Annotated in this window: 12 protein-coding genes; 1 reads left to right on the forward strand and 11 read right to left on the reverse strand. The window is 73.4% G+C overall.

Going from position 1 to position 14,207, the window contains the following annotated elements; genetic code table 11:
• Positions 1 to 86: 86 nt before the first annotated feature.
• The 7 genes from ACE101_RS18575 to ACE101_RS18605 all read right to left on the reverse strand — a co-directional run bounded on the left by ACE101_RS18575 (position 87) and on the right by ACE101_RS18605 (position 8,262).
• Entirely contained in the window at positions 87 to 1,310 is a 1,224-nt protein-coding gene (locus ACE101_RS18575) for a molybdopterin molybdotransferase MoeA (protein ID WP_379132476.1), read from the reverse strand.
• On the reverse strand, positions 1,307 to 1,789 hold the full coding sequence (gene moaC, locus ACE101_RS18580) for a cyclic pyranopterin monophosphate synthase MoaC (protein WP_379132479.1): 483 nt from the start codon (positions 1,787 to 1,789) through the stop codon (positions 1,307 to 1,309). Before moaC ends, ACE101_RS18575 begins: the two co-directional genes overlap by 4 nt.
• A 198-nt stretch (positions 1,790 to 1,987) precedes the next feature.
• Entirely contained in the window at positions 1,988 to 2,833 is an 846-nt protein-coding gene (gene trpC / locus ACE101_RS18585) for an indole-3-glycerol phosphate synthase TrpC (protein ID WP_379132482.1), read from the reverse strand.
• 23 nt (positions 2,834 to 2,856) lie between these two features.
• Positions 2,857 to 3,870: an anthranilate phosphoribosyltransferase gene (gene trpD, locus ACE101_RS18590; RefSeq protein WP_379132485.1), complete on the reverse strand. Its 1,014-nt coding sequence runs from the start codon at positions 3,868 to 3,870 to the stop codon at positions 2,857 to 2,859.
• Positions 3,871 to 3,915: 45 nt separating this feature from the next.
• Positions 3,916 to 4,536, reverse strand: coding sequence for an anthranilate synthase component II (locus ACE101_RS18595; RefSeq protein WP_379132487.1), 621 nt, complete (start codon positions 4,534 to 4,536; stop codon positions 3,916 to 3,918).
• 241 nt (positions 4,537 to 4,777) lie between these two features.
• Complete coding sequence (trpE, locus tag ACE101_RS18600; RefSeq protein ID WP_379132490.1) at positions 4,778 to 6,292, reverse strand: anthranilate synthase component I; 1,515 nt, start codon at positions 6,290 to 6,292, stop codon at positions 4,778 to 4,780.
• A gap of 71 nt (positions 6,293 to 6,363) precedes the next feature.
• On the reverse strand, positions 6,364 to 8,262 hold the full coding sequence (locus tag ACE101_RS18605) for a peptidylprolyl isomerase (RefSeq protein ID WP_379132492.1): 1,899 nt from the start codon (positions 8,260 to 8,262) through the stop codon (positions 6,364 to 6,366).
• 215 nt (positions 8,263 to 8,477) lie between these two features.
• Between ACE101_RS18605 and tpiA the strand changes: the two genes are divergently transcribed.
• Positions 8,478 to 9,239 (forward strand): triose-phosphate isomerase, encoded by a 762-nt coding sequence (gene tpiA, locus ACE101_RS18610; protein WP_379132495.1) that lies wholly within the window; start codon positions 8,478 to 8,480, stop codon positions 9,237 to 9,239.
• Between the two features lie 262 nt (positions 9,240 to 9,501).
• On the opposite strand, the gene ACE101_RS18615 is transcribed toward tpiA, so the two are convergent.
• From ACE101_RS18615 to ACE101_RS18630, 4 genes are all read right to left on the reverse strand, one after another.
• Positions 9,502 to 10,653 carry a GNAT family N-acetyltransferase gene (locus ACE101_RS18615; protein ID WP_379132498.1) on the reverse strand — a complete coding sequence of 384 codons (1,152 nt, stop codon included), beginning with the start codon at positions 10,651 to 10,653 and terminating at the stop codon, positions 9,502 to 9,504.
• A complete protein-coding gene (locus ACE101_RS18620; RefSeq protein WP_379132500.1) occupies positions 10,650 to 11,978 on the reverse strand; it encodes a lipopolysaccharide biosynthesis protein in 1,329 nt (442 codons plus the stop codon). Before ACE101_RS18620 ends, ACE101_RS18615 begins: the two co-directional genes overlap by 4 nt.
• Positions 11,979 to 12,190: 212 nt before the next feature.
• Entirely contained in the window at positions 12,191 to 13,090 is a 900-nt protein-coding gene (locus ACE101_RS18625; RefSeq protein WP_379132503.1) for an SGNH/GDSL hydrolase family protein, read from the reverse strand.
• Positions 13,051 to 14,151: an OpgC family protein gene (locus ACE101_RS18630; protein WP_379132505.1), complete on the reverse strand. Its 1,101-nt coding sequence runs from the start codon at positions 14,149 to 14,151 to the stop codon at positions 13,051 to 13,053. The genes ACE101_RS18625 and ACE101_RS18630 overlap by 40 nt, the downstream gene beginning before the upstream one ends.
• Between the last annotated feature and the right edge of the window lie 56 nt (positions 14,152 to 14,207).

Genomic DNA, 14,207 nt, shown 5'->3' on the forward strand with positions numbered 1-14,207 from the left:
TCTGTCGCAGGTTCTTGCCGCCAAACCGGCGACCACCTTCGGGAAACCTGCTTGGCGACGGTGCGACCCGCCCCGTCGCCGGCCCTTCAGCCGGCCCGGTCGAGCCGCAGGATGCGGCAGGGATCGCCCGCCTTGGCGGCCGGCGCGTGGGCCGGCCGGATCAGCAGGGCCTCCGCGGTGGCGAGCACGGAGAGCATCGAGGAATCCTGGCGCGGATCCGGATGCACCACGGGCGGCCCGTCCCCGTCATGGGTCAGCCGCGCACGCAGGTAATCCTGCCGCATGTCGTTGGCCGGCAGGTCGCGGCCGAGCCGGGCCGGCTCGCTGCGGTCGGCCCCGGCCTGCGGATCGCCCAGGAGCGCGCGGATCAGCGGCCGCACGAAGACGAGGCCGCAGACCACCGACGAGACCGGGTTGCCCGGCAGCCCGAGCACCGCCATGCGGCCGAGGCGCCCGTGCATCAGCGGCTTGCCGGGCCGGATGGCGACGCGCCAGAAGCCGAGATCGAGACCCTGGTGCACCAGCGCCGATTGCACGAGGTCGTGGTCGCCCACCGAGGCGCCGCCGAGGGTGAGAAGCAGGTCGGCGCCCGCATCCCGGGCGCGGCCGATAGCCGCTTCGAGATCCGCGAACCGGTCCCCGGCGATGCCGAGGTCGATCGCCTCCGCACCCGCCTCCTCGGCCATGGCCGCGAGGGCGAGGCCGTTCGAGGCGACGATCTGGTCCCAGGCGGCGGGTTCACCCGGCTGCACCAGCTCGTCGCCGGTGGCGAGGATCGCGACCCGGGGCCGGCGGCGCAGCGGCAGCACCGGATGGCCGCCCGCCGCGGCGAGCGCCACCCGCTGGCCGTCGAGGCGGGTCCCGGCGGCGAGCAGGAGGTCGTCCTCACGGAAGTCGAGCCCGCTGCCGCGCACGTGGCGTCCCGGTGGGTTGCCCTGGCGCAGCCGGACCCGATCGCCCGCGGCCTCCGCATCCTCCTGGATGACGATGGTGTCGGCGCCCTCCGGCATCGGCGCGCCGGTGAAGATGCGCACCGCCTCGCCCGGCCCGACCGGGCCGGCGAAGCCGTGGCCGGCGGCACTGGTCCCGATCACCCGCAGGGTCGTCGGCGGCTCCGCCACGTCGGCGCTGCGCACGGCGTAGCCGTCCATGGCGGAGGCCGCGAAGGGCGGCTGAGTGCGCCGCGCCCGGACATCCGCCGCGAGCGTGCGGCCGGATGCCCGGCCGATCGGCACGGCCTCGGCCTCGACGGGTGCAGCGTCGGCGAGGATGCGGGCGAGCGCCTCGGCGACCGGGAGGAGCGCGCTCATGCGGGCTCGGCCTCGTAGGTCCCGGAGCGGCCTCCGCTCTTCTGGAGCAGATGGATGCCCTCGATCCGCATGGCGCGGTCGGCGGCCTTGACCATGTCGTAGACCGTGAGGCAGGCGATCGAGACCGCGGTGAGCGCCTCCATCTCGACGCCGGTCGGCCCCTGCACCTTCACCTCCGCGGTGACGCGGATGCCCGGCAGGTCCGGATCGGGCTCGCAATCGACCCGCACCTTCGAGAGCAGCAGCGGATGGCAGAGCGGGATCAATTCGTGGGTGCGCTTGGCCGCCATGATGCCCGCGAGCCGGGCGGTGCCGAGCACGTCGCCCTTCTTGGCGTCTCCCTCGCGGATCAGCCGCAGGGTCTCGGGCAGCATCACGATCGCACCCTCGGCCCGGGCTGTGCGGGCGGTCGGGGCCTTGTCGGAGACGTCGACCATGTTGGCGGCGCCGGTCGCGTCGAGATGGGTCAGGCTCGGCATCCAGGCTCCGTGGTGGGGCTCAGGGGGTCGGTCCGGCGGTCCGGAGTCCCTGGCATGACAGCTCACCCACGGGACCCCCTCTCCCGTGCGGCTTCGATGCTTCTCCACTCGGATCGACGTTCCGGGGGATCGCCGAATCCTTGAACTGACGCAGGCGGAGACGGTCGGATCCGAAGGCCCGATCGTTCCCTTCGCCCCTCACGCCTGCCCGCCGAAGAGGAGCCGGCGGGTGGCCGCCGTGACGTCGGCCTCGCGCATCAGGCTCTCGCCGACGAGGAGCGTGCGGATGCCGGCTTCGGCGAGGCGCTCGGCATCGGCGTGGTTCGCGATTCCGCTCTCGCCCACCACGATCCGGTCCTTCGGCACCCGGGGCGCGAGCCGCAGCGCCGTGTCGAGGGAGACCCGGAAGCTGCGCAGATCGCGGTTGTTGATGCCGATCATCCGGGTGCCGAGCGGGATCGCGCGCTCCAGCTCCGCCTCGTCGTGCACCTCGACCAGCACGTCCATGCCGAGATCGTGCGCCGTCTCGACGATCGCCGCGGCCTCGTCGTCGTCGAGGCTCGCCATGATCACGAGGATGCAATCGGCTCCCCAGGCCCGGGCCTCCACCACTTGGTAGGGCTCGAACAGGAAGTCCTTGCGCAGGGCCGGCAGCGGGCAGGCCGCGCGCGCCGCCGTCAGGTATTCGGGCCTGCCCTTGAAGGAGGGCTCGTCGGTGAGGACGGACAGGCAGGTGGCGCCGCCCTCCGCATAGGCCCTGGCGAGCGCCGGCGGATCGAAATCCTCGCGGATCAGGCCCTTCGAGGGCGAGGCCTTCTTGATCTCGGCGATGAGGGCGAGGCGCCCGGCGTCGAGATGGGCCTGGATGGCCGCCGCGAAGCCGCGCGGCGGCTCGGCCTCGGCCACCCGCTTCTCCAGCTCGGCGAGGGGCACGCGGAGCTTCGCCTCGGCGATCTCCCGGCGCTTGTAGGCCTCGATATGGGCCAGCACGTCCGGCACTTGCGGACGGGTGGGCTCGGCGGGCGGGTTGTCGAGCGCGATCACGGGTATCTCCCCCTGGCGACCGGTCAGGCGTTGGAGACCGCCACGAGGCGGTCGAGAGTGGCGCGCGCCGCCCCGGATTCGACGGCCTGCACGGCCCGCGCCACGCCCTCGGTCAAGGTCGCGGCGGCCTCCGCGACCACCAGGGCCGCGGCCGCGTTCAGGACCGCGATGTCGCGGTAGGGCGTGCGGGTGCCGTCGAGCACGGCGCGAAGCGCCGCCGCGTTGTGCTCGGGGTCGCCGCCGCGCAGATCCTCGGGCGCCGCCAGGGCGAGGCCGACCTCGCGCGGATCGATGGTGAAGTGGCGGATGGCGCCGTTCTCCAGGGCGACGACGGCGGTGGGACCGGTCGTGGTGATCTCGTCGAGGCCGTCCGAGCCGTGCACGGTCCAGACCCGCCGGCTGCCGAGATCGCCGAGCACGCGGGTGAGGGGTTCGGCGAGGGAGGCGGCGTAGACGCCGAAGAGCTGCCCCGCCACGCCGGCCGGATTGCAGAGCGGGCCCAGCACGTTGAACAGCGTGCGGGTGCCGAGTTCGACCCGCACCGGCGCCACGTGCCGCATGGAGGCGTGGTGCGCCTGGGCGAACATGAAGCAGAGGCCGGCCTCCGCCAGGCAGCGGGCGAGCGCCTCGGGATCGAGCCCGAGCCGCACGCCGAGCGCCGCCAGCACGTCGGCCGCGCCGGAACGGGAGGAGGCGGCCCGGTTGCCGTGCTTGGCCACCGGCACGCCGCAGGCGGCGGTGATGATGGAGGCGAGCGTCGAGACGTTGTAGCTGCCGGAATGGTCGCCGCCGGTGCCGACGATGTCGACGGCGCCGGCCGGGGCCGCCACCCGCACCATCCGCTCGCGCAAAGCCGCGGCCGCGCCCACGATCTCGTCGGCCGCCTCACCCCGCACCCGCAGCGCCATCAGGAAGGCGCCGGCCTGGGCGTGGGTGACCTCGCCGGAGAGCAGGTGGTCGAAGGCCGAGCGGGCCTCCTCGCGCGTGAGCGCCGCACCCGTGGCGACCTTCGCCAGGTAGGGCTTGAACGAATCCATGGCGGCCTTTGAGTCGGTCAGCGCGGCGAGGTCGAATCCGCGACGTCAATGCACGGCGGGGGACGCGTTGTCACCCCGGCGCTCGTCATTCCAGGCGCGCGCGAGGTCGAGAAAGTTGCGCACCATGCGCTCGCCGTGCTCCGAGAGGATGCTCTCGGGGTGGAACTGCACCCCATGCACCGGGCGGCTCGCATGTTCCAGGGCCATGATCAGCCCGTCGGCTTCCGCGGTGACCACCAGATCCTGCGGGCAACTGGCACGGTCGACGATGAGCGAGTGGTAGCGGGTGGCCGCGAAGGGGCCGTTGATGCCGCGGAACAGGCCGGTGGCGCGGTGCTGCACGGTCGAGACCTTGCCGTGCATGGGGGCGGGCGCCCGCACCACGTCCCCGCCGAAGGCCTGCCCGATGGCCTGGAGGCCGAGGCAGACGCCGAAGATCGGGATCTCGCCGCTCAGGTCCGTCACCACGTCGAGGCAGATGCCCGCCTCGCTCGGCGTGCAGGGGCCCGGCGAGAGCACGAGCCCGTCCGGGGCGCGGGCGCGGATCTCCGCCACGGTGATCTCGTCGTTGCGCACGACCGTGATGCCGGAGACCAGCGGCCCGATCAGGTGCACGAGGTTCCAGGTGAAGGAGTCGTAATTGTCGATGACGAGGATGTCGGCCATGGCGCGCTCGGAATGCCGGGCCGGTGTGGGCGCCGGACCGGGCGCGGTCAAGGGGCGGCGGTGAAGCAGGTCTGCCGCCGGACCCCGCATCAGCCGGGATCCGCGCGTCCGGACGGTGTTGTCGGATCGATGCCGAGATCCGTCCCCGCGAAATCGCCGCCCACGGAAAGCAGCCGGCAGCCATCTAGACCGCGCTCCGGGTCCGCAACGATCCGGCCTCGGGCCGGCAGGGCTCCGCCGCCTACTGCCCCCGCCGGGCCTGCGCGGCGAAGCGCACGGCCTCCTCGGCGGCGCGGAACTGGGCCTTGGCCTTGTTCACGCATTCCTGCTGCTCGGAGGCCGGATCGGAATCGTGCACGATGCCGGCGCCGGCCTGGACGTGCATGCGGCCGTCCTTCACCACGGCGGTGCGCAGCACGATGCAGGTGTCCATCTGCCCGTCCGCGCCGAAATAGCCGATGCAGCCCGCATAGGGCCCGCGCTTCTCGCGCTCCAGCTCGTCGATGATCTGCATCGCCCGCACCTTCGGGGCGCCCGAGACGGTGCCGGCGGGGAAGCCCGCGACCAGCGCCCCCAGGGCATCGTGGCGGGGATCGAGCCGGCCCTCCACGTTCGAGACGATGTGCATCACCTGGCTGTAATATTCCAGGAAGAACGAATCCGTGACCCGGACGCTGCCGATCTCGGCGACGCGGCCGACATCGTTGCGGCCGAGATCGAGCAGCATCAGGTGCTCGGAGCGCTCCTTCGGATCGGCCAGCAGCTCGGCGGCCAGCGCCTTGTCCTCCTCGGGCGTGGCGCCGCGGCGGCGGGTGCCGGCGATGGGGCGGATCGTGACCTGGCCATCGCGCACCCGCACCAGGATCTCGGGCGAGGAGCAGACGATCTGGAAGCCGCCGAAATCGAGGTAGCAGAGGAAGGGCGCCGGGTTCACGCGGCGCAGGGAGCGGTAGAGGGCGAAGGCCGGCAGGGCGAAGGGCGCCTCGAAGCGCTGCGAGAGCACGACCTGGAAGATGTCGCCGGCCGCGATGTAGTCCTTGGCCCGCGCCACCATGGCGTGGAACGCCTCCGGCGCGGTGTTCGAGACCGGCTCCGGCGCCGGAATCTCGGCGAGGTTCGCGCGCGCCTCGACGGGGAGGGGGCCCTCGAGCGTCTCGGCCACCCGCTCCAGGCGGGTCAGCGCCGCCTCGAGCGCGGCGCGCGCCGGCACGTCCGCGGCGGGTCGGACCGGCGTGACGACGGCGATCTCGTCGCGCACGGCGTCGAACACCACCATGACCGTCGGGCGCACCAGGATGGCGTCGGGCACGCCGATCGGGTCGGGCTTGGGCGCGTCGAGCCGCTCCATCTCCCGGACCATGTCGTAGCCGAGATAGCCGAACAGGCCGGCGGCCATCGGCGGCAGGGCCGGGTCCGCCGGGATCGCGCTCTCGGCGATGAGGGCGCGCAGGCTCTCCAGAGGCGGCCGGTCGTCGCGCACGAAGCGGTCGAGGCCGGGGGCGTCCGCCCGCTCGGCATGGCCGCCCTCGCAGCGCCAGACCAGATCGGGATCGAGGCCGATCATCGAGTAGCGCCCGCGCACGGCGCCGCCCTCGACGGATTCGAGCAGGAAGGTCGCGCCCTCGCGGCCCGCCCTCAGCTTCAGGAAGGCCGCGACCGGCGTCTCCAGATCGGCGACCAGCGTGGCGCGCAGGAGCACGGGTCGGCCCGCCGCGTAGGCGGCCTCGGCGGCATCGAGCGAGGGCGTGACCAGCATCGGCAAACTCGAGGGGTGTGCAGAGGGCGTCACGCCCTCTGCCGGGGGAGCGGGGGGCGGCGCCCCCGCCATCAATACTCGCCGCCGATGGCGCGCCGGAAGGCGCTCTCGTTGACGGAGACGCCGGCCTGCTTCTGCGCGTCGGCGATGTACTCGGCGAGGATGTCGTCGGCGAGGGCGGAGCGGTATTGCTGCTCGACCGTCGCGTCCGATCCCGGCACGAGGGGCGTCACGGTGGCGGCGGTGACCTTGAAGGCCACCCGCGCCTTGTCGCCGGCGCTGGCCGAGCCGGTCTTGCCCACCGGCGTCGCGAAGATCCGCCCGATGCTCTCGGCCGTGAGGCCGTCCTTGGCCCGGCCTCGGGCGAGGTCGGTGGCGGTCCTGGCCTCCTGGCCGAGGGAGGCGGCGACGGCCTCGATGGTCTCGCCCTTGTCCAGGCGCTCGGCGGCCTCGCGGGCCTTGGCGGAGAGGAGGCGGTCGGTCTCCTCGGCCTTCCACTGATCGACGGCCTGATCGCGCACCTCGTCGAGGGGCCGGTCGTGGGCCGGATCGACCTTGGTGATGTCGTACCAGACGTAGCCGCCGGAGCGGGTGCGCAGGGCCTCGCTGTCGGCGCCCATCTCGGCGCGGAACAGGGCGGGGAGCACCGCGTCCTTGTCGGGCAGGCCCTCGACGGCCTGTCCCTTCGGGTCGCGGCCCTGCGCGTCGACCGAGGCGATGGTCACCAGGGACAGATCCCGCTCGCGGGCGATGTCGGCGAGGGGCTTGGCGCTCGCCCGCTGGTCCTCGATGGCGTCGTGCACCTTCTCGAGGTTGTCGCGGGCCCGCTCGCGGGCGATCTCGGTGCGGATCTGCCCGGCCACCTCGTCGTAGGGTTTCACGCTGCCGGGCTCCACCGCGGTGACGCGCAGGAGCACCGTGCCGAAGCGCCCCTTCACGGGCTCGCTCACCGCCCCCTGCTGGAGGGTGAAGGCCGCGTCCGCCACCGCCGGGTCGAACAGGTCGGCGCGGGTGAAGGTGCCGAGGTCGAGGCTCTTCGGGTCGAGGCCGCGCTCGCCGGCGATCGACTCGAAGGGCGCCTCGCCGGAGCGGATGCGGGCGAGGGCCGCCGCGGCGTCGGCCTCGTTGGGGAAGACGATCTGCTGGATGGTGCGCCGCTCGGGCGTGCCGTAGCGGCCCTTGTCGGCGTCGTAGCGGGCGCGGGCCTCCTCGTCGGTGACCGCGTCGGGCTTGGCGAGGGTGGTCGGGTCGAGGACGAGCAGGTTCACGCCGCGGTACTCGGGGGCCCGGAAGGCGCTGCGATGGTCGTCGTAATAGGTCTTCACCTGCTCGTCGGTGGGCGCGGGGATCTCCCCGGCGGCGCCCTCGGGCAGGAGGATGAAGGCGGCGGCGCGGCGCTCGGCGGTGTAGCGGTGGATCGCCTCGCGCGCGGCGAGGGGCACCGGCAGGTCCGCGGTGATCGATTCGGCGAGCTGGAGCCGGGCCGCGACGGCGCGCTGCTCCTGCACGAAGGCGGCCTCGGTGAGGCCCGCCTGCCGCAGGGTGTCGTTGAACAGCCCGATGTCGAAGCTGCCGTTCGGCCCCTTGAAGGCCGGCTCCTCCTTGATCAGGCGGATCACGGTGTCGTCGGAGACGCGCAGGCCGAGGTCGTGGGTCTTCTGGTCGAGGGTCGCCTCGGTGACGAGGGCGCTCAGCACCTCGCGGTCGAGGCCGAAGGCGCGGGCCTGGTCGGGGGTGATGGGGCGGCGGACCTGCCGGGCGAGGCGCTGGATCTGGTTCTGGTAGGCGCTGCGCACCGCCTCGGCGGAGATCTTGGTGCTGCCGACTGTCGCGACGGCGGTGCTGCCGCCGCCGCGGAAGATGTCGCCGATGCCGAAGATCGCGAGGCCCGCGATCAGCAGGCCGAACACGACCGTGATGACGATCTTGCCGAGCCAGCTCTGGCTGGCGGCGCGGAACCCCTGGAGCATCGCGTTCCTCGACGACCCGGCCGCCCGCTCGCGCGGCGACCGCCCTTCCCGAAGACAGCCGCGATAGCCGATCCGTGCCGCGGCGGGAAGGCCGGGCGCCGCCGCAGCCTGCGGTCCCGGGCGCCGCCCGTGGCGCAAGCCTCGCGGTTTGCACCTTCGGGGGGGCTCTGTTACCGGCTACGCAAAGACTTGGCAGTCGAGTGCAGGGGAGAGGCATGGCTGGGCAGCGACCGCGTCCGCTGGTGGCGGGCAACTGGAAGATGAACGGCACGCGGGCCTCGCGGTCCGTGCTGGAGGCCGTGATCGCCGGACTGCCGCCGGAGCTGGCATCCCGCATCGACGTGCTGGTCTGCCCGCCCGCGACGCTGGTCGGCGCCTTCGCGGAGGCGGCGGCGGGCTCGCCCGTGCGGATCGGCGGCCAGGACGTGCACGCGGCGGCGAGCGGCGCCCATACGGGCTGCATCGCTCCGGAGATGCTGGCCGATCTCGGCGCCACCCACACGATCGTCGGCCATTCCGAGCGGCGGGCCGATCAGCACGAGACCGACGCCGAGGTGCGGGCGAAGGCCCTCGGAGCCCGGCGGGCCGGGCTCGTCGCCATCATCTGCGTGGGCGAGACGCGGGCGGAGCGCGAGGCCGGGCGCACCCTCGACGTGGTGCGCGGCCAGCTTTCGGGCTCGCTGCCGGACGGCGCGACCGCCGCCGACACGGTGATCGCCTACGAGCCCGTCTGGGCGATCGGGACGGGCCTGACGCCCACCGCCGCCGACGTGGCGGAGGTGCATGGGCTGATCCGCCGGGAACTGGAGGAGCGGCTCGGCGCCGAGGGACAGGCTGTGCGGATCCTCTACGGCGGTTCGGTGAAGCCGTCGAACGCCGCCGAGCTGATGGCGGTCCCGAACGTCGACGGGGCGCTCGTGGGCGGGGCGAGCCTCAAGGCGGAGGATTTCCTCGGCATCGCGGCGGCCTACGCGTAAGCCGCCTCGACTTCCGCCCGCGCGGGTGTTCGGCGGGCTCTGGACGTCCGGATGCCCCCCGACCCTCGATCGACAGCCTCTCCAACTCCCTGATCCAGTTCAACACCAAGAGGCGATGGCCAATTCGTGCGGCGCCGGCCGACAGGACGATGTCCCGTCATACGGTTTCCGGATGATCGCTTCGCGATGCGGAAACCGGCCTCGCTCAGGCGCCGCGCGGGCTCGTGATACGGTTTCCGAAAGTGATCTTCCGGAAACCGTATCATTCCCGCCCGAGCAGCCGCCGCAGCCGCGCCCGCAGGAGAACCGCCCGCTGCCGCAGCGCGTGGTTCCGCCGCAGCGTCGCGGCCAGGCGCTCCGCGGGCGGGCCGCCCGGCGCCGTCGCGGCGATCTCCGCGATGACGGTCCGGCCCGGATAGAGGTCGCCGAGGACGCGGCTCTCCCGGGTCACCGAATCGAGCCGGTCGGCCTCCCCGTCCTCATGCAGGGCGCGCACGATCTCGGCCTCGAGCAGGGCGCCCGGCGCGAAGGCGGCCTGCCCCTCGTCATAGGCCGTCTTGAGCAGGAAGACCGTGCGGCCGCAGACCAGCGACAGGCTCGCGGCGATGGGCGCGCCGTCGAGGCGGAGGAGGTCGGCGCGGGCGGTCACGGGCCCGTCGCCCGCACGGAACAGCGCCGTCGCGAAGGCCGCGGTCGCCGGGCGGCTCGCCAGGGCGGTGCCGGCCCGGCCCTTCCAGCCGCCGCGCTCCAGGGCGAGGAAGGCCGCGACCGCCGCGGCGAGATTCCCGGAGGGGCCGACGCGCTCGACCCTGACGGCGCCCGCCTCGGCGAGGCGCCGCTGCCGGCGCCGCAGATCCTTCAGGCGGCCCTTGTTCGGATGCGCCGCCAGATAGGCCGCGTGGCTCGGATGCCGGTCGAGGACCGGCCGCGCGAAGGACGAGACCGGGGCAACGTCCCAGCCCGCCCGCGCCAGGGCATCGTGCAGGCCGCGCCCCGCCGGCATCTCCTCGGGCAGGAGCGGCCACCACCATGCGGCAGAGACCCGCCCGAGGCCCGCCGCCAGCGCGGCGAGGGCCGGGCCGTGAGCCGGACCATCCACCACCAGCGGGGCCGTCGCGGTGATGTAGGGCGAGGTGAAGGGCGTGGCGACGCGGCCCCGCAGGGCGACGCGTGCGAAGCGGAACGGCAGCAGCGCGAGGAGCGCCGGTCCGTCGCGCACCGCGAGGCAGGCGAGACCGGCGGGCGCCAGCCCGTGGGCGCGATGCGCCTCGATCATCCGGCGGCTGTAATCCGGCGAGGGCGCCGCCGCGCGGGCGACGAGGCCGTCCCACGCCGCCGGATCGAGCGCGGCGACCGGCAGGATCTCGGCACGCAAAGCCGTGGCGGCGGTGGGACGGGAAACCGGGGCGGTCATCGACGGCTCCGCGCGAAGGCCGGGGTGGCAATGCCGAGGCGGCGCCACGCGGCGAGGGCGAGAAGGAGGCCGCGCAGGACCACGACGAGGGCGGCGGCGAGCGCCGCGCCGACCACGCCGAGGCCGGGCACGAGGGCGAGCATCAGCCCGACCGAGAGCAGCAGCAGCCCCGCGGTGATCGCGGCGCAGAGACGCTCGGCGCCGAGCATGGTGAGCAGATCCTCCGCCGGCCCGAAGGCGCCCGCCACGACGTGGCCGGCGACCAGCACCGCGAGGAGCGGCAGGCCGGAGTGGAACCCGGTCCCGAACAGCCCGAGCAGGAGCGGGCTCCCCGCCAGCACGAGCAGGCCCGTGCCCAGCGTCGCCAGGAGGGTGAGCCGCGACCAGTGCCGTACCAGCGCGACGAGCCCGGCCCTGTCGCCCCGCGCCTCGGCCTCCGCGAAGCGCTGCGCCGTCACCGACGAGGCGGCGTAATGGACGAAGACGACGCATTGCAGGAGCCGCGTCGCCGCGAAGTAGAGCCCGACCTCCGCCGGCTCCAGCAGGAAGCCGAGCACCAGCACGTCGGCGAAGTTGAACCCGGATCCGGCGAGATCGACGAGGGCGATCGGCAGCGCCGTGCGCATCCAGCCCCGCCACGGATAGGCGCGCCGCCCCGCCGGCAGCACGCGGGCGAGGCGCCGCCGGATCACCCCCGCCTGGACGGCGAGCGACAGGGCCGTGGCCGCCAGCATGCAGGCGACCGCGACCGTGGCGACGGGCGGTGCTCCCGCCGTCACCGCGGCCAGCATCGCCAGCATCACCCCGGCTTGGCGCAGCAGATAGGGCGGGGCGATGGCGAGCAGGGTCCAGTCCTGCGCGCGGGCGACGCCCTCGCAGAAATCCTGGAGGGCGAAGAGCGGCAGGACCAGGGCGGCGACGAGAAGCGGGGCCCGCAAGCCCGGTTCGACGATCGGCGGATGGACGACGAGGAGCAGGGCGCCCGCCCCGGCCAGGAGGGTGGCGCCCGCGAGGGACACGGCGGCCCCGAAGGCGAGGAAGCCGCGGGCCGGCTCGGTGCTCGCCCGGGCGCGGTACGCGGGCAGGAAGCGGCAGGCCGCCTGCGACAGGCCCCAGGTCGAGGCGTGGCCGGCCAGCACCGCCCAGACCCAGACGGAGGCGAAGAGGCCGTACTCGGCCGGGCCCATCAGGCGCGCCATCAGCACCTGGGCGGCCAGCGCGCAGCCCGCCGCGGCGATCCGCACGCCGAACACCGCCCCCGCGCGGCGCGCGAGACCCGCCACGCGGAGAGGCGGCGCATCGCTGAGAGAAGCCCCGGCCGCCATGGGGTGCCACCTGTCCGGCTCGCGCGGCGCGCGATCCGCACCGCTCCGACAGGGTTACGGCGTCCGGGCTTGCGCCCCGGTTAAGCCGACGCGCCGGATTCGCCGTCTCATACGGTTTCCGGATGATCGCTTCGCGATGCGGAAACCGGCCTCGCTCAGGCGCCGCGCGGGCTCGTGATACGGTTTCCGAAAGTGATCTTCCGGAAACCGTATCAGGGGTTCGGATTGCCGGCTGCGGGCCTCGGCGCGTCCGATCTGGGCGTGCCGGATCTGGCCGGCTCGGGGGTCGGCGGCCCGGCTGTGCCGGTCACGTCGGGCTGGAGCAGCGACACGGTGATGGCCCGGGTGACGTGCTCGGCCATGCAGCGATGGCCGAGATCCGCGAGGCGGAAGCCGCTGCCCGGCAGGGCGGCGCCCTTGCTCAGCCCCGCGAGGTAGCGCATCGCCTCGAAGCGCAGGACGAGCGGCACCTGCTTCTCGGCGGCGACGCGCTGGATCGTGCGCACGAAGGAATTGTAGTAGCCGTCCTCGGCGAGGCTCGCGGTGTATTGCGGATCGACCAGCACCACGTCGATGCCGTGCGACTTGATCCAGTCCACCGTCTCGGCGAGGGAGGTCGCGAAGGCCTCGACCTCGACCCGGGCGAGGGCGTCGTTCGAGCCCACCTGCCAGACCACGAGGTCGGGCTCGATCTCCGCCACGATGTTGCGCACCCGCTCGGAGGCGCCGAAGGTGATCTCCCCGGGCAGGCTGCGGCTGTCGACATCCACCGCCACGTCCGGGAAGGACTGCTCCAGGGTCGATTCGAGCTTGCCCGGATAGGTCATCCCGCCGAGGCCGCCGGAGGCGGAGCCCAGCGCGAGGACGTGGACGGCGCGGTGCTCCAGCAGCGCCTTCTTCACGGCGCGGAGCTTGGCCAGGGTGTAGAGCTTGGAGCCGGGCACCCGGCACTCGGGCGAGAGGCTCGAATCGGGCACGTCGGGGCCCGGGGCCACCACCCGCGCGGCCGGCACCGGCAGGGTCGAGGTCTGCGCCCCCGCAGGTCCGACGGCGCAGGCCCCCAGAAGACAGCTCAGGCCGACGCGGAGGACCGAGGAGAACGGGAGCGCCATTCGACGAACCATGCGGTGAACGCCAATAATACCACCCCTGATCCTACGACAAGGACATCGATCGCGAAACCGCCTCCTGTCCAGAACCTGATCAGTTGCGCGACGAGGCTGGCGATCGACCCGACGGAGAAGACGGCGAGCGAGTTGCGGCCGAGCGCCGCGAGCTGGCGGCCGAGCCAGGGCGCCCGGGGATAGATCCAGCCGAACACCGCCTGGAAGGCGAGGAGCACGCCGATGAAGTGGATCAGGCGGGCCGGCGGCAGGTGCGACTTGTCGAAGGTGAAGAGCAGGCGCGGCTCGGGGACGAGGAGCGGGTCGGGCCGGATGTGGAACCACGCGAGCACCGCGCCGAGGGTGACGAGGGCGATGCCCAGCGGCAGGAGCCGGCGGCGCCAGATCAGGAAGCTCGGCGATTCGCGCCGCCATTCGTGGGCGAGGAAGCCGAGCAGCAGCAGGAGCTGCCAGCACAGCGGGTTGAAGAACCAGTGCCCCTCGTTCGGCCAGGACGGGACGTTGAGCTCGAAGATCAGGGCCGCGAAGTAGAGCGCCAGCGAGGCGCCGAGCGCGAGGAGCCGGCTCACCCGCGCCATCAGCACGAAGATGGGCGCGAGACCGAGCAGCCCGACATAGAGCGGCAGGATGTTGAAGTAGCCGAGCTGGTGCAGGAGGGTCACCCAGCCGACCGTGGCCTGGACCGGATCGGTGAAGACCGGCCCGGCATTGTGCCATTCGAGCAGGAGCGGGTTGTCGAGGAGGAGGGCGGCCCCGGCGAGCGTCGCGAGCGCGATCGCCGTGATGACGAGCTGCGCCCGGTAGACCTCGACCATGCGCGAGAGCAGGCGCAGGATCGTCCGGCTCGCCGGCTCCAGTTCGCCGGAGCGGCCCCGCACCGCGATGCCGATCGACCAGCCCGCCAGGAACACGAACAGCTCGGCCGCATCCGAGGTGCCGTATTGCGAGTAGGTGAAGTGCTCGAAGGTGTTGCCGGGGATGTGGTTGATGAAGATCGTGATCAGGGCGAAGCCGCGCCAGAAGTCGATCGCGTTCGGTTCGCGCGCCATGCTGATCGTATCCTCAAGGCCTGTCGGGTCGGCGGCCGGCTCGCGGCCGGACCGGC

This window comes from Methylobacterium carpenticola (assembly GCF_042748905.1).
GTDB lineage: Bacteria > Pseudomonadota > Alphaproteobacteria > Rhizobiales > Beijerinckiaceae > Methylobacterium > Methylobacterium carpenticola.

Coding starts and splice junctions, on each gene's coding strand:
- moaC (WP_379132479.1), bottom strand. CDS start 1,789: ATGCCGAGCCTGACCCATCTCGACGCGACCGGCGCCGCCAACATGGTC.
- ACE101_RS18595 (WP_379132487.1), bottom strand. CDS start 4,536: ATGGCCGACATCCTCGTCATCGACAATTACGACTCCTTCACCTGGAAC.
- ACE101_RS18620 (WP_379132500.1), bottom strand. CDS start 11,978: ATGGCGGCCGGGGCTTCTCTCAGCGATGCGCCGCCTCTCCGCGTGGCG.
- tpiA (WP_379132495.1), top strand. CDS start 8,478: ATGGCTGGGCAGCGACCGCGTCCGCTGGTGGCGGGCAACTGGAAGATG.
- ACE101_RS18575 (WP_379132476.1), bottom strand. CDS start 1,310: ATGAGCGCGCTCCTCCCGGTCGCCGAGGCGCTCGCCCGCATCCTCGCC.
- trpD (WP_379132485.1), bottom strand. CDS start 3,870: ATGGATTCGTTCAAGCCCTACCTGGCGAAGGTCGCCACGGGTGCGGCG.
- ACE101_RS18615 (WP_379132498.1), bottom strand. CDS start 10,653: ATGACCGCCCCGGTTTCCCGTCCCACCGCCGCCACGGCTTTGCGTGCC.
- ACE101_RS18630 (WP_379132505.1), bottom strand. CDS start 14,151: ATGGCGCGCGAACCGAACGCGATCGACTTCTGGCGCGGCTTCGCCCTG.
- ACE101_RS18625 (WP_379132503.1), bottom strand. CDS start 13,090: ATGGCGCTCCCGTTCTCCTCGGTCCTCCGCGTCGGCCTGAGCTGTCTT.
- trpE (WP_379132490.1), bottom strand. CDS start 6,292: ATGCTGGTCACGCCCTCGCTCGATGCCGCCGAGGCCGCCTACGCGGCG.
- ACE101_RS18605 (WP_379132492.1), bottom strand. CDS start 8,262: ATGCTCCAGGGGTTCCGCGCCGCCAGCCAGAGCTGGCTCGGCAAGATC.